This is a genomic window from Halomonas sp. McD50-4, assembly GCF_022348135.1.
Lineage (GTDB): Bacteria > Pseudomonadota > Gammaproteobacteria > Pseudomonadales > Halomonadaceae > Vreelandella > Vreelandella piezotolerans.
The window spans coordinates 80,532-94,730 of sequence record NZ_JAKRFG010000007.1 but is presented as its reverse complement, the minus strand read 5'-3'; the positions used below and the strand labels follow the sequence as shown (position 1 = coordinate 94,730).

The 14,199-nt window shown below is 58.9% G+C and carries 10 protein-coding genes; 8 read left to right on the top strand and 2 right to left on the bottom strand.

The annotated features are described in order from the left end of the window. Window positions 1-6: 6 nt before the first annotated feature. Complete coding sequence (locus tag MHM85_RS10475) at window positions 7-2,031, top strand: hypothetical protein (RefSeq protein ID WP_239285843.1); 2,025 nt, start codon at window positions 7-9, stop codon at window positions 2,029-2,031. A 33-nt stretch (window positions 2,032-2,064) separates the two neighbouring features. After that, a complete protein-coding gene (locus MHM85_RS10470) occupies window positions 2,065-2,817 on the top strand; it encodes a TlyA family RNA methyltransferase (RefSeq protein WP_139525570.1) in 753 nt (250 codons plus the stop codon). Window positions 2,818-2,820: 3 nt separating this feature from the next. Here MHM85_RS10470 and mscK read toward each other — a convergent pair whose 3' ends face one another. Further along, window positions 2,821-6,156 (bottom strand): mechanosensitive channel MscK, encoded by a 3,336-nt coding sequence (gene mscK, locus MHM85_RS10465; RefSeq protein WP_139525569.1) that lies wholly within the window; start codon window positions 6,154-6,156, stop codon window positions 2,821-2,823. A gap of 177 nt (window positions 6,157-6,333) precedes the next feature. On the opposite strand from mscK, the gene MHM85_RS10460 reads away from it, so the two are divergent. The 4 genes from MHM85_RS10460 to MHM85_RS10445 all read left to right on the top strand — a co-directional run bounded on the left by MHM85_RS10460 (window position 6,334) and on the right by MHM85_RS10445 (window position 8,451). After that, window positions 6,334-7,365 carry a phospholipase A gene (locus tag MHM85_RS10460; RefSeq protein ID WP_139525568.1) on the top strand — a complete coding sequence of 344 codons (1,032 nt, stop codon included), beginning with the start codon at window positions 6,334-6,336 and terminating at the stop codon, window positions 7,363-7,365. Window positions 7,366-7,440: 75 nt separating this feature from the next. Continuing rightward, window positions 7,441-7,773, top strand: coding sequence for a DUF883 family protein (locus tag MHM85_RS10455; protein ID WP_139525567.1), 333 nt, complete (start codon window positions 7,441-7,443; stop codon window positions 7,771-7,773). Beyond that, on the top strand, window positions 7,773-8,168 hold the full coding sequence (locus MHM85_RS10450) for a phage holin family protein (protein ID WP_153842412.1): 396 nt from the start codon (window positions 7,773-7,775) through the stop codon (window positions 8,166-8,168). The genes MHM85_RS10455 and MHM85_RS10450 overlap by 1 nt, the downstream gene beginning before the upstream one ends. Next, the gene (locus tag MHM85_RS10445; RefSeq protein ID WP_219863233.1) at window positions 8,152-8,451 is read left to right on the top strand and encodes a YqjK family protein; all 300 of its coding nucleotides are present in this window, start codon (window positions 8,152-8,154) and stop codon (window positions 8,449-8,451) included. Before MHM85_RS10450 ends, MHM85_RS10445 begins: the two co-directional genes overlap by 17 nt. 95 nt (window positions 8,452-8,546) lie before the next feature. Here MHM85_RS10445 and MHM85_RS10440 read toward each other — a convergent pair whose 3' ends face one another. Then, window positions 8,547-9,731, bottom strand: coding sequence for an NAD(P)/FAD-dependent oxidoreductase (locus tag MHM85_RS10440; RefSeq protein WP_219863231.1), 1,185 nt, complete (start codon window positions 9,729-9,731; stop codon window positions 8,547-8,549). 196 nt (window positions 9,732-9,927) lie between these two features. Here MHM85_RS10440 and MHM85_RS10435 point away from each other — a divergent pair, with 196 nt between their 5' ends. Together MHM85_RS10435 and MHM85_RS10430 are read left to right on the top strand one after the other, a co-directional pair. Next, window positions 9,928-10,992, top strand: coding sequence for an efflux RND transporter periplasmic adaptor subunit (locus tag MHM85_RS10435; RefSeq protein ID WP_153842410.1), 1,065 nt, complete (start codon window positions 9,928-9,930; stop codon window positions 10,990-10,992). After that, entirely contained in the window at window positions 10,992-14,132 is a 3,141-nt protein-coding gene (locus MHM85_RS10430) for an efflux RND transporter permease subunit (protein ID WP_153842409.1), read from the top strand. The genes MHM85_RS10435 and MHM85_RS10430 overlap by 1 nt, the downstream gene beginning before the upstream one ends. The last annotated feature ends 67 nt before the right edge of the window (window positions 14,133-14,199 follow it).

The window sequence follows — 14,199 nt, the reverse complement described above, 5'->3', positions numbered from 1 at the left end:
GTCACCGTGACGACCAAGCACGAGGCTACTGCCACACAAGATGGCAAGCTTGCTGGACTACTGAGCAAATTCGATGATGCATTGCGCCTGCTTTCGCAGGCGCCAACCTTTTCTAAACCGTCAAAGCTCCCCCGCGTGCTCGACACTGCACGCCGCGTGCTCCTTCAAGCAGGCGGATGTGCCGCTCTGGAGCATCGCTCGATGGATATCGAATCTGCCGGGGTCTTTGCCGGTTCCGATTGGGCAACTCCTCAGTTTTTGGTACCTACTTTGACGACCTTCTCGCTGAAAAGCGCCGATGCCAACGTGGTCGTCATCGAAGCGCTCAGCGAATTAAGGCTTCTCGCCGTCGCCAAGGGCGATTATGCCCACCCGCTCGTTTCTCAAGAGCATGCCCACCACTACCTTACCCAGGTCATGGCGATCAATCTGTGGCTGCTCTTCAACGCACCCAGCGAAGCCGAGCGAGAGACCCAAGGGCGCTTAGCCAACATTTCTCGCCTGCTGTTTCAGCATCTGGCCGAGCGTATCGGCTATGAGTACGTCATCGATCAGTTGATCGATGAGATCTGGCGCATTCTCAAGCAGCGCCCGATTCAGGTCGATGCCATTAAACAGATGATCACCCAGATTGCACTCTGCCAAGCCAATCCAGACATCGATCTAGGGGCCAGCGGCCATGGCGCGGATCGACTCGTCAGCTCGCTATATGGCCCGACACAAGCCTGCCGGGAAGATCCCGGCATCGATATCTACCGAGGGCGTCTGGAGCGAATGGATAACGCCACGCTTCAGGCAGAATCCATTGGTTTTGCCCGCGCCATGCACGATACCGGCCTGGTATCTCCTTACCATGCGGTGCTATTGCGCTACCTGCTAGAAGAGGGCGACCACCTGCTCTCCGAAGCCCTTGGGCTCTCCTCCACTGGCCGCGACTGTTTGCTTTGCTACCGAGAGCTGGTGCATGCACTGATTCGCAGCGGTGTGTACCCAGCCACCGCGCAGGCGGTTTACGGTCTGGCACTTTTACTAGAACGCGGCATCCTCTATCAACCGCCTGTCGCACCCGCCATATGGCGTCAGCTCAACCTTCAACTCTCCGAGTGGGCCGAGGCGCGTTTGACCCTGGCATATGGCGAGGTAGCCTCACCCCGTGCACGGCTCATCGAGGGTGTATTGTGCATGCTAGGGCTACCGCTGGGTGTCGGTCAGGGTAACAACCCTACCTGCCAATCGGCGCGGGCACTCTCCATGTGGGCCTATAACGACCCGGACTATCTGCTTCAGATGGTGACTTGGGCGGCGCGGGACGATGAAATCATCATGCACTTCGAAGGCCAGCCGATTTCCTCGAACGAGAGTATCTCGGGCGTGGCTACCGAGCTGCCGATGGATCTCGATCCGGTGTCACTGATCGTAGTGCCCCACCTGGACCGAATTTATGCCGAGATGGGACGTCGCTGCTTAGGTCGCGAGGGGGATCCACACCGTTGGGTCAACCCTGAATTTCATGGCTGGTGGTCTGGCCGTGGCTTCAGCATCAATGTCGATGTCGCGACCGGCCAGTTGGCCGAAGTCGATAGTTTCGTTCGCCATTTTTATGCCAGCTATCATCCGTACTACAACGGCAACCAGCCGTTGATTCATCCCCAGCCTGCGGGTATTGCCGTGACCGACAGCGCCGCACGGTTTATTGGCTGGCACGCCATTACGATTTTGCGCGCCTCGCTAGACCCCAACGACATCATGCGGGTCTACTTCTACAATCCCAACAACGACAGTGGCCAAGATTGGGGCGACGGGGTCAAGGTCAGCACGTCCGGCAACGGCGAGCGCTTTGGCGAGGCATCCCTGCCCTTCGAGCAGTTCACCTCGCGACTCTATATTTACCACTACGACCCCTTAGAGCGCGGCGAACTGGCGACGGTATCCACCGAGGAGCTCGACCGCGTGAAGGGATATCTGCATCGTAGTTGGGGAGCGACTCGTCTCCCTTCCGCCGAGCTACAGGCTGACCAGGGGCCCCAATAACCCGGGCGCTTTACCATCACAGACATGACCACCATGATACGACTCGACCAACTGCTGGTCAGCCAAGGGCTGGCCAGTTCTCGTACCCGTGCCCAACGACTGATCAAAAACGGGCGCGTTTTTTTGAGCAACGGAAAGCCGCTGAGCAAACCATCGGAGAAATGGCCCTCCGATACGCCGCTACGCATCGACGCAGACCCAGAGGAGCGCTACGCCTCTCGGGCGGGGCTCAAGCTGGAGAGCGTGCTACTGACGTTAAATATGCGCCTCGACGAGCGAGGCGTGCTGGATATTGGTCAATCGACGGGGGGCTTTACCGACTGCGCCCTGCAGTTCGGCGCGCGCCACGTCATTGGTGTGGAAGTGGGCCACGACCAACTCGCCAGCCACCTGCGCAGCGACCCTCGTGTGACGTGCCTAGAAGGACTCAACGCCCGCTATATGAGCGGTGCAGCGGCGCTATTGAACACCCTCGCCGAACGGCCCATTGATCTTGCGGTCATGGATGTTTCGTTTATTTCCCAGACCCTGATCTTGCCTGAGGTTGCCGCACTGCTGCCACCCAGCGGGCAGCTCCTCTCCCTGGTCAAGCCGCAGTTCGAACTCGACCCAGGCGCGCTGGATAAGCGCGGCATCGTGCGCGACCCGCAGCGCTATCAAGAGGTAGAACACCACATACGCGACGCCTGCGAGCAGTGCGGCCTCGTCATCAGTCACTGGCAAGAGAGCCCGATTACCGGCAGCGACGGCAATCGGGAGTTTCTACTATTTGCCAGCAAGCGGTAGCGATCAGCTCAAGGTAGCGGGCGGGAGAGTCGAATCCGACTGCACGTTCACCGGCTCTCCCTGCTCACGATGTAGCCATACGTCCAACTGCTCGAAGGCGATTTTCACTCCAGCCTCCTTGAACAGCTCGTCCACCCGGCAGTTCACCTCGTCGGCAGCAAACAAGCGGTCCAGTAGGTCATTGACAAAAATACGCAGTTCAAAATTCAGGCTGTGTGGCCCATAGCTCAAGCAGAACACCTGCGGCTCCGGGTCATCCAATACGCGTGCGTTCTCATCGGCAGCTTGACGTAACAGTCTATGCACGAGTGGTAAATCCGAACCGTGGGAGACGCCGTAGGTGAGCACCACGCGGGTCACGTTGTCGGAGAGCGACCAGTTGATCAGTTGGTCGGTCACGAACGTTTTGTTGGGAATGATGATCTCTTTGCGGTCGAAGTCGGTCACCGTGGTCGCCCGAATGCGAATCCGGCTGACCGTGCCGTGAAGGTTCCCTAGCGTAATGGTGTCGCCGATACGAATGGGGCGCTCGAACAGAATGATCAATCCCGAAATGAAGTTGGCAAAGATCTCTTGCAAGCCAAACCCCAAACCCACACTCAGCGCCGCCACCAGCCACTGCAGCTTGTCCCAAGAGACCCCCAAGGTCGCCAGCGACATGACGATCCCGGTGCCTACGATGGTGTAAGAGAGCAGTGAGCTAATCGCATAAGCGCTGCCCTGCTTGAGCGCCAAGCGAGAGAGCACCATGACTTCGAGCAGTCCTGGCAGGTTACTCGCCATGATGAACGTGACAGCCACCACCAGCAGCGCCGTAAAAAAATCCGAAATGGAGAGAGCATCATCGACCAGATCGCCTTCGCCCGCGTCCCAAAGCGATACCTGGTCCAAGTAACCCAACACCGAGAGCAGGTCCGACCACACCAAATAGAGCAGCGCACTGAAACCAATCAGCAGAATCAGCTTGGAGAGCCGCAGCGACTGAGCGTTGATCTTTTCCATATCCAGCGGCGGCTCTTCGACTACCTCGAGCCCGCCTTCGGCACCCTCTTGCACCTGGGCGCGCCGTCTGGCCAGCGCTCGGCGGTAGGCCAAGCGGCGGGCGGCAACGGCCAAACTACGCACCACCGTCGCCTCCACTACCACCCAAAGCCCTAATAGGTAGAGCGTAATGGCAAAACGCGCTACCAGCCTGAGCGCCGTGTACTCGTAGCCCCAGGCAACCAGGCCCATCAGCACCAGTGGAACGGCGGCCATGGCGAGCCCCAAGATCAGCCTGAAAAGCCGCACACCAAAGATTGGGACATGGGCCAGGATGAGCTGCGTCAGCGACCACGCCATGGCAAGCAGCCCCCCCATGAACAGTGCCATGGCGACAGGGCGCTGGGCCAAGGGGGTCTCCATCTGTTCAGACATGGCCGCAATGGCCACGACCGGTACCAGCGCCATGCCCAGCCCAATCAACAAGCGACGCAGCCGCGCGTTGTACGCCGGTGACCAGGTAAAGTGACGCTCGGCGACGCCGTCGGGCACCAGCAGTCGCCGCCCAAGGGCTACCACGAACCAGCTCAAACCAAGCTGCAGCAGCGCCGGTGCCAGTCCAAGGGCCAGGCCGCCTTCCGCCGTACGTAGGGCTACGCCCGTGCCAGCCAACGCCAGCGGGCCTGGTACCGCCAGCAGTGCATTGAGCAAAACGGCCTTGGGGGTATGCAGCTGGGTATCGCTCTTCAAACGGCCAATTTGTGAATGAATCAGCGCCAAACGCGCTTTGATATGCCCGCGCAAAGCGATTAAAACCACGCTCAACAGCAGCAGTGGCGCGCCCACCAACATGTCCCATGAGAGCCCTTTCCAACGAGTAGGCAACACCGCGCGCCACTCCCCTTCCCGCCACTCCTGCTGAAGATGCTGGGGCAGTTGGCGCAGCCAGTTCACATCTAGAGGACGACTGTTGGCCACCCAAAACAGCTGCTCATCGATGGTAGTGCGTAAATCTTGTGTCGTGCTGAGCAGCTGCTGCTGATTGAGCTGTAGCTCGATAGCCGAGCTCAATAGGTTGCCGTATGCTTGTTCGAGCTGCTCGACCAGCTCGCGTCGGGATTGATACAAGCGGGTCAGAGAATCCACCAGCCCTGGCGTGACATCGACGCCAGCCTCTTCCAGGCGCTGAGCTGCCAGTCGCTCGCCCTGCCGGAGTTGATCGCGCTGGCGGATGAGATCGAACTGCTTCAAACGCAGATCGGCGATCTCATCTTGCAAATCCCGGCGCGGCACCACAACGGGTAGCGATTGACGCTGTTCGCGAAGAATACGCGACAACAGTTGGCTGCCGCGAATCGCCTCCATCTGCTCGTTGAGGCTGCGCTGGAGCTGGCGAACATGCTCCAACTGGCGCTGCGCCTCGATGTTTTCGCGCACGATGCCATTGGCACGGTCCGTCGCCCGCAATAGCTCCAGGCTAAGCGTTTGGTTGATCTGCTGTGCATTCAGCACGACAGGGTGCCCCTCGGCGATCAATGGATCGTTCTTGGCGGCGTCGGCAATGGCCTGTTCAGACTGAAGACGTCGCTGGCGGTCGATCACGCCCTGGAGCAGGTTGAGCTGCTGCTCTTGCTGGTCGATTTGCAAGGCAATCAGGTCACGACGCTGCTGAGCCAGCTCGCGCAGGCGACTGTTAGCGCTCAACTCCCGCTGGTTCAGGGTGACCTCTTGCTCGGCCACCGCTCGCTCTAAGCGCCACTGAATGAGCTGCGCATCCTCACGGGCCGAAAGCTGGCGGTCGGCGAGCAGCGCGGCTCGGGTATCGTGCTCACGACGCAGTGTTTCAGCCCGCTGCAGCGCCTCGGAAATGGCCTGTTGCGCCCGCTCGGGCAGCGTTTGCGCCGCAAGGAGTTGGGAATTCACCTCGGCCATTTGGCTCTGGAGCTGCTGCAGTTCGATCACGGCATCCGCTTGTTCGGCTTCCAAAGCCTCTAAAGGCATATCGCTAAGGTTATCGACCGACAGCTGCAGACTCTCCTCTTGCGCAGCGTTGAGCTCACGCTCCAGGCGTAGCAACTGCTCAGGCGCCTGACTGACCCGCTGCTCGAGTGCCTGCTGACGCTCTTCGATCGCTTGGAGCCGCTCATATGCCTGCAATGCAGCGGTCAACGCCGCTTGGTCACGCTGCTGCTCAGCGGTAGGCTCAGTTTCAAGAGATTCAATGACTGCCAAGCGTTCGGAGAGCTCAGCTTGAGGAGGAACGCCCTCGATCGAGGTGCTTTGAGCGATGGCGGTTTCCGCCAACAGCACTACCACAAACAGGCAGCCGATGGCGGCTTTCAGGGCATTTCTAACCACGTGACGGATGCCTCATAGACATATCGGCCCGCGATGTCGGGCGAGATAGCCATTGTCATGGGTAAGACAGCTCGACGCAATATTGTCAGCACGTCGCCATACGGAGTTGACTTACACAAGCGGCATGTATAGAAACAATGCTGGCATCTCTCTACTCTTAATTTGCGAGCCACGTTGATGGTTACCCGAAAACTGCTGTTCACCGGTTTGGCGACATTTGTGAGCGCGACCGTGCTCAGTCAAAGCGCCATAGCCGATTCCCGAGAAGACATTGAAGCGCGCATTCAAGCGCTCAATACCGAACTCTACCAGTTGCGCCAGCAGCTTCAGCAAATCGAAGCACCCGAAGATGCCGCCCAGGGTATCGAACCAGCGCCGCTGCCAGTCGAAGTAGCGCTCGAAGACCTGAGCGAACGGCGACAGTTGGAACAAGAGTCGTCACGTAACCCCTTCGCCATCACGACGCATCGCACCAACTATCTGTTCCCCATTAGCTACAACACGAATCAAAACGTCGAGAATTTCCGCAGCATCACAGACGACGTTCAACCGGATAGTGGTGAGGTCAAATTTCAATTCAGTGCCAAGTTCAATTTGGCCGAAAATGTCTTCGGTGACATAGGCGACGTTTACTTTGCGTATACCCAGCGTAGCTGGTGGCAGGCGTACAACACCGATGCCTCCTCGCCGTTTCGCGAAACCAACTATGAGCCCGAAGTGTTTATCGACTTCGACAACGCCTGGAGTGCCTTGGGATGGGTGAACACCCGCAACCGCGTGTCGTTCATCCATCAATCAAATGGCCGCTCCGATCCGCTCTCGCGCAGTTGGAACCGAGTGTACTTGGAAAGCACCTTCCAAAGCGGCGATTGGGCGCTCACCCTGGCGCCCCACTGGCGCGTGCCCGAGTCGGATAGCGATGATGACAACCCCGATATCGAGCGCTTCGTCGGCTATGGCGACATTCGCCTCGCCAAGCGCCTGCAAAACAACCATGAATTTGCCGGTCAACTGCGTGGCAACCCTAGCGCCGGCAACTACGGCACGCAGATCGATTACAGCTGGCCCGCGTTCAACGGCGTGCGCACCCATGTGCAGTATTACTACGGTTACGGCGAGAGCATGATCGATTACAACCACCGCGTGCATCGCCTGAGCCTTGGTTTTAGCCTCAACCCACTGTTCAGCGCCACTGGGCTGAACCGTTAAGCCAGTAAGGTTGTCTATATGATGATGACTGCTATGCTGAAGTCGTAATTCATTCACTCGTCAAAGGAAGACATCATGGCAAAACGTAATACAGACACCTCTGCCCGTGCTGACCAGCTCAAAGAGGATCTGCGTCACCTCAGCGAAACCGTCGAAGAGCTGATGAACGCCACCTCCAAGGATGCTAGCGGCGAAATGCGCGACCTGCGTGAGCGTGCCGAACGACGTTTGAAGGATACCCGTGCCCGCCTAGAAGCCCGCGGTGAACGTTTTTACGAAGATACCCGCGAGACACTTTCAGAGCAGGTCGATTGCTGTGATCGTTACGTCCGTGAGAACCCCTGGACCAGCATCGGCCTTGGTGCCGCAGCGGGCCTTGTCGTTGGTATGCTCCTCGGACGTCGCTAATGGCTTTGGGTCCTACCCAACGTGTCTTTTCCGCCGCCAAACGCCTGCTAAAAACACTGGTTGCCAACAGTGAGACCCGCCTGCGTTTGGCGGTTTTGGAACTAGAGGAAGAGCGCGCCCGCTTATTAGTCTTACTGCTGCTTGCTGGTGCCAGCCTGCTATTACTGCTTCTTGGCATTGCTACGCTAACGGCTCTTGTCATTGTGCTTTTTTGGGACACGTATCGTCTCACGGCCATCAGCGTGAGTGCTGGTGTACTGATTGCACTCAGCGTACTACTCGCCGTAATAGCACTTCGTCAAGCCAAGCGTCATACGCTGCTCAAAGAAACGTTAAAGCAGCTTGCGGCGGACCGGGCCTTGCTAGAGGTGAATGAGGATGACCCGTCACGATAGCGTCGTTAAACCACTCAGTCGAGCAGAGCGCAAGGCGGCGCTGCTCGCCGAACTGGAGCAGCAGCGTATCGACATACTGGTCGATAGCGACACGTTGCTACATGCCTCTTCCCCGCTGGAACGTCATTGGAAAAGCATCAAACTGCCGCTTTACGCCATTGGCGGCATTGCTGCGTTACGCATTGCACGTCATCCAGGCGGTGCCATGGTGCTAGGTCGTAAGGCACTGGCAGGTTACATGCTCTTTCGAAAGTTGAAGCTCCTTGCCAAAGTGGCGACATAATCGTCCGTTGACCGCTACGCCTGCGATAAGGATGATCCGACAAGCCGCTGCGGCTCACTTACCGCAGCGGCTTGTTTAATGCGTGTCGATGACACTTAACACGCTTGTCCACAGGCAACACCGCTAGCCCATGCCCACTGAAAGTTATAGCCGCCTAGTTGCCCCGTCACATCCAGCACCTCACCAATGAAGCGCAGCTGCGGTAGGTCTTTGACTTCGAAAGTTTTCGATGAGATAGCATGGGTACTTACCCCGCCCATCGTCACCTCCGCCGTGCGCCACCCTTCCGTACCCGCCGGTTTTAGCTGCCAGTGGTTGAGCCGCTGAGCCCACACATCAAGCGCTTCATTGCTGTACTGGGCCAGCGGACTAGCCAGCTCTGCGTTGGGGTACCACTCTTGCAATGCTTGGGCAAAGCGCTTGGGAAAACGCTCGCCAAGCCAGGTAGACAATAGACGCTTAGGGGTTTCCTGCCGCGCATGACGCAAGGCCTCCGCGACGTTTTCACCCGGCATGAGGTCAATGGTAATCGCGCTACCAGACTCCCACACGCTGGAGATCTGCAGCATGGAGGGGCCAGACAGCCCTCGGTGGGTAAACAGCATCGGCTCGACAAAGCGCGTCTCCTTGCAACTCACCGCCGAGGGCAGGCTGACGCCAGAAAGCGCTGCGACCCGCTCTTTCCAGCTATCGCTCAGGGTAAACGGCACCAAGCCGGGGCGAGTGGGCAGCACCTCCAGGCCGAACTGGCGCGCAATGTCGTAGCCAAATCCCGTCGCCCCCATGGTGGGAATGGAGAGCCCCCCTGTAGCCACCACGACCACGCCTGCATCGATGGTCCCCATGGAGGTGGTCAGGCGCATGCCCTCCCCTTGGCGCTCCACGCGCGAGATGGAGGTTTTCAGTGCCACCTCTGCCCCAGCCCACTCACACTCGGTCATCAGCACCCGAACGATCTCTTTAGCGGAATCGGCGCAAAACAATTGTCCAGGCGCTTTTTCTACATACTCGACGCCATGGGCTTCCACGAGCGATACGAAGTGTTCTGGACGGTAACGTTTTAATGCGGAGATACAAAAATAAGGATTTTCAGAGTAAAAATGCCCAGGCGCCGTATCAAGATTGGTAAAGTTACAGCGGCCTCCCCCCGACATTAGGATTTTTTTACCCGCTTTGTTGGCATGGTCGAGCACTAAGACACGTCGCCCGGCATAGCCTGCCTGCGCCGCGCACATCAAACCAGCGGCGCCCGCGCCAATGACCACGACGTCGAAGACCATTACAAAGGCTCCCAAAAAGAATAGGCGGGTATTTTAACAGGTAAAAAGCACTACATTGCTGTACATTATCATCCTTAAAGTACAAGAAGAGCACAATATTTCGCTTGGCGGTACGGCACCGCTGCGCCTAGGGGCTGACACCGGCCTGGACGGTGGAGCGTAAAGCACCCAGTCCGTGAATGATATCGAGACACTTATGCCTGCATCGAAACGCACCTTTTGTGGCCTCTTACTACTGCTTGGTTGGGCCACTCTTGCCAGCGCGCAAACACCCCCACCCGTCATTGGGTATCAAGTAGCGTCCGACACCTGGTCGGACCCGCTGGAAGCGCTGGGCACTTTGAGCGCCGACGAGAGCGTGACATTATCCGCTACTGTCACCGACACCATCGCGGAGATCAACTTTGACGATGGTGAACAGGTCGAGCGTGGCCGCTTACTCATTCGTCTGGAAGATGCCGAAGAGCAGGCACTATTGAGAGCAGCGCAAGCGCTCACCGATGAGCGGCGCAATGCATCCGGCCGCGCCTCGCAGCTGCAGCAGCGTAACTTAGCGGCCAGAGCCGACGTCGAAGATACGCAATCCCAGCTCCGCCAAGCGCAAGCCGATGCCCAAGCGCTAGAAGCGCGACTCGAGAATTATCGTATCCTTGCACCGTTTAGCGGCAGGGTCGGCTTTCGTGATGTCAGTGTCGGCACGCTCGTCACCCCAGGTATGGCGCTGGTGACCCTCGACAAGCTCGACGTCATGAAGCTCGACTTCACCTTGCCTGAGGTGTTTTTGGGCCGACTCTCTGCCGGGCTGAGCCTAACGGCCACCACCGCAGCGTATCCAGACGAGGTGTTTCGCGGGGAAATTGCTAGTATCGGCACGCGCATCGATCCCACCTCCCGCAGCGTGAACGTTCGCGCCGAGCTTGCCAACCCCGACTTGAAATTGCGCCCCGGCATGCTGATGGAGGTCATCGTGCAACAGCGCGTGCGCGAGACGCTCGTGCTCCCTGAAGCCGCCCTTCAGCCCAGTGGCAACCGCCATTTCGTCATGGTAATTCAACAGCAGGAGGCCCCGCGCTTAGAACGCCGTGAGGTCGCTATTGGCGAGCGACGCAGTGGCGAGGTCGAAATCCTCGAAGGCCTTCGTGAAGGCGACTTGGTCGTGATCCACGGCCTACAGCTCGCCCGAGAAGGCCAAGAGGTCAGGCTACTGGGCATTGCCGACGAAACGACGGATATTCGCTCGCTGCTGGAGGCTGATCGCTAATGCGTTTATCCGATATTTCCGTCCAGCGGCCCGTGCTCGCCATGGTGATTGCGGCGCTAATCATCGCCTTTGGACTGCTGGCGCTCAATCGCTTACCGCTTCAAGAGTATCCCACGGTCGACCCGCCCATCGTTAGTATCGATACACGCTACCCCGGCGCCTCAGCAAGTGTGGTAGAAACACGTATTACCCAAGTGCTGGAAGACCGTATTGCCGGGGTCGAAGGTATCGAACTGATCACCTCTCAAAGTGAAGATGGCCGCTCGCGTATCGAAATCGAGTTCGCCATCACCATGGATATCAACGCCGCGGCAAACGATATACGCGACCGCATCTCCGGCGCGCTGCGCAACCTCCCAGACGACGCCGACAACCCAGAAGTCACCAAAGCCGATAGCAGCGAAGAGATCGTCGTATGGCTGAGCCTGTCGGGGGCGGACTACTCGATTGCCGAACTCACCGACTACGCCAACCGCTTTCTCGTTGATAGCCTGTCGGTGCAACCCGGCGTTGCCCGCGTGCGTGTCGGCGGCGGCCAAGATTACGCCATGCGCGTGTGGCTCGACCGTAACGCACTGGCGGCTCGCGGCCTAACCGTGGGCGATGTAGAAGACGCATTACGCGCCGAGAACGTCGAGCTACCCGCTGGCTCGATCGAGTCCGATGACCGTCAGTTCATCGTCCGTCTGCCGCGCAGCTTCGCCACCGCCGATGATTTTCAGCGCCTAGCGCTCACTCAAAGCAACAACGGTTATTTGGTACGTCTTGCCGATGTCGCCCGCGTGGAAGTCGGGTCAGTAGAAGATCGCTCGGTGTTCCGAGCCAACGGTGTGCCCATGGTGGGGCTGGGGATGATCATGCAGTCCACCGCCAACGTGATCGAGCTGTCTGAGGCGGTGCAACAGGAGCTGGAGCGGCTGCAGGGCACGCTGCCCGCGGGCATGTCGCTTGCCCTCAATTACGATGCCTCAGTGTTTGTCTCTGGTGCCATCGAGCAGGTCGTCATGACGCTCTTTATTGCCATGGGCCTTGTCGTCATCGTGATTTTTCTGTTCCTAGGCAATCTACGTACGACCCTGGTCCCCGCCGTCACGGTACCGATTGCCGTGATTGGCGCGTTCACGGCGCTGGCGGCAATGAACTTCTCCATCAACCTGCTCACCCTGCTTGCCCTGGTGCTGGCCATCGGGCTGATCGTGGACGACGCCATCGTGGTACTCGAGAACATCAATCGACGCATGCATGACTATGGCGAAACCCCGCTAGTGGCCGCTTTTCGTGGCACGCGACAAATCGCCTTTGCAGTGATCGCCACCACCCTGGTGCTGGTCGCCGTCTTTGTACCACTGAGCATGCTGCAAGGCGACATCGGCCGACTGTTCTCGGAATTTGCCCTGACCATGGCGGCGGCGGTGATCGTCTCTACCCTACTCGCGCTGACGCTAACGCCGATGATGGCCTCCAAGATTCTCAAGCCCGGCATGCACGACAGTCGTATTGGCCAAGGCGTACAGTGGTTGCTGGACGGCACTAAGCGCCGCTATCAATGCGCTCTTGAAACCGTATTGGCAGCCAAATGGCTGGTGGTGGCGCTGTTTGCTTTACTGATCACGGGTACGGCGTGGCTCGCATCGGCGCTGCCCAACGAGTACACCCCCCAGGAGGATCGCGGTAACTTCATCGTGCTGGTGAATGGGCCCGAAGGCGCCACATTCGACTACATGATGGACTACATGGACGAAATCGAGGCGCGGCTAACCCCCTTCGTAGAGAGCGGCGAGCTGGAACGCGTGGTCGTGCGCGCCCCGCGTGGATTCGGCAATATCGAAAACTTTAACAGTGGGTTCATCATCGTCAATATGGCTGACTGGGGCAGCCGCCGCAGTGCCTGGGAGATCATGGCTGACGTGCGCCAACAGCTTGGCTCGCTGCCTGGCGTCCAAGCCTTTCCGGTGATGCGCCAAGGCTTTGGCCAGCGTACACAAAAGCCCGTTCAGTTCGTCTTGGGCGGCGGCACCTATGAAGATCTTGCCCGCTGGCGTGATCGGTTGATCAACCACGTACGGGAAAACAACCCGCGCCTGACCGCCATCGAGAGCAACTACGACGAAACCCAGCCCCAGCTAAGGGTGGATATCAATTACGAACGCGCCGCATCGTTGGGCGTTACGGTGACCGAAATAGGCCGCACACTAGAAGTCCTGCTAGGTGGGCGTAACGTGACGCGCTATGTAGATGACGGTGAAGAGTACGACGTCATCGTGGAAGGCGACCGCAGCCGCCAAAACAGCCCGCGAGCGCTGGATAACATTCAGGTGCGCTCGGCGCGCACGGGCGAACTGATCCCGCTGGCCAGTCTCGTGACACTGTCCGATTTTGCCGGGGCTAGCACGCTGAACCGATTTGACCGGGTACGCGCCATCACGATCGAAGCAAACCTCGCTGACGGCTATCCCCTTGGCGAAGCGCTGGCCTACCTCCAAGACGCCGCGGATACGCTTCTACCGGAAGAGGTACAAACCAACGTGGCCGGGCCTTCCCGGGATTTCCAGCAGGCCAGCGGCGCAACGACGTTTCTGCTGATCCTCGGCGCGGTGGTGGTCTTCCTGGTGCTGGCGGCTCAATTCGAGAGCCTGATTCACCCCTTCGTCATCATGCTGACGGTGCCACTCGCCATGAGCGGTGCGCTGCTCGCGCTGCTACTCAGCGGCCAGTCGCTGAATATTTATAGCCAAGTCGGCCTAGTACTGCTGATCGGTTTGGCGGCCAAGAACGGTATCTTGATCGTCGAGTTCGCCAACCAACTGCGCGATGAGGGCCAGGGGTTTCGCTCGGCGCTGATCGAAGCCTCGGTGACGCGTTTGCGGCCCATATTGATGACCGCCGTCACCACCATGGCCGGTGCCATTCCGCTGATCATCTCCAGCGGCCCGGGGGCCGAGTCACGCCTAGTGATCGGCACGGTCATCATGGCAGGCGTCGGGGCTGCCACCCTCTTTACGCTGTTCGTCGTGCCGGTGGCCTACGACCTGCTGGCCCGCTACTCCGGCTCGCCTGGGGCGGTCAAGCGTCAGCTCGAAGAGGAGATCGCCAATGCCCCGACGGCGCCACACACGCCGCTGGAAACGCCAGAGCGATGAATCGACGGGCAGTAGAGACACCAAGGGCGCCCAGTGGGCGCCCTTGGTGGTTTAGGCTATCGTAACG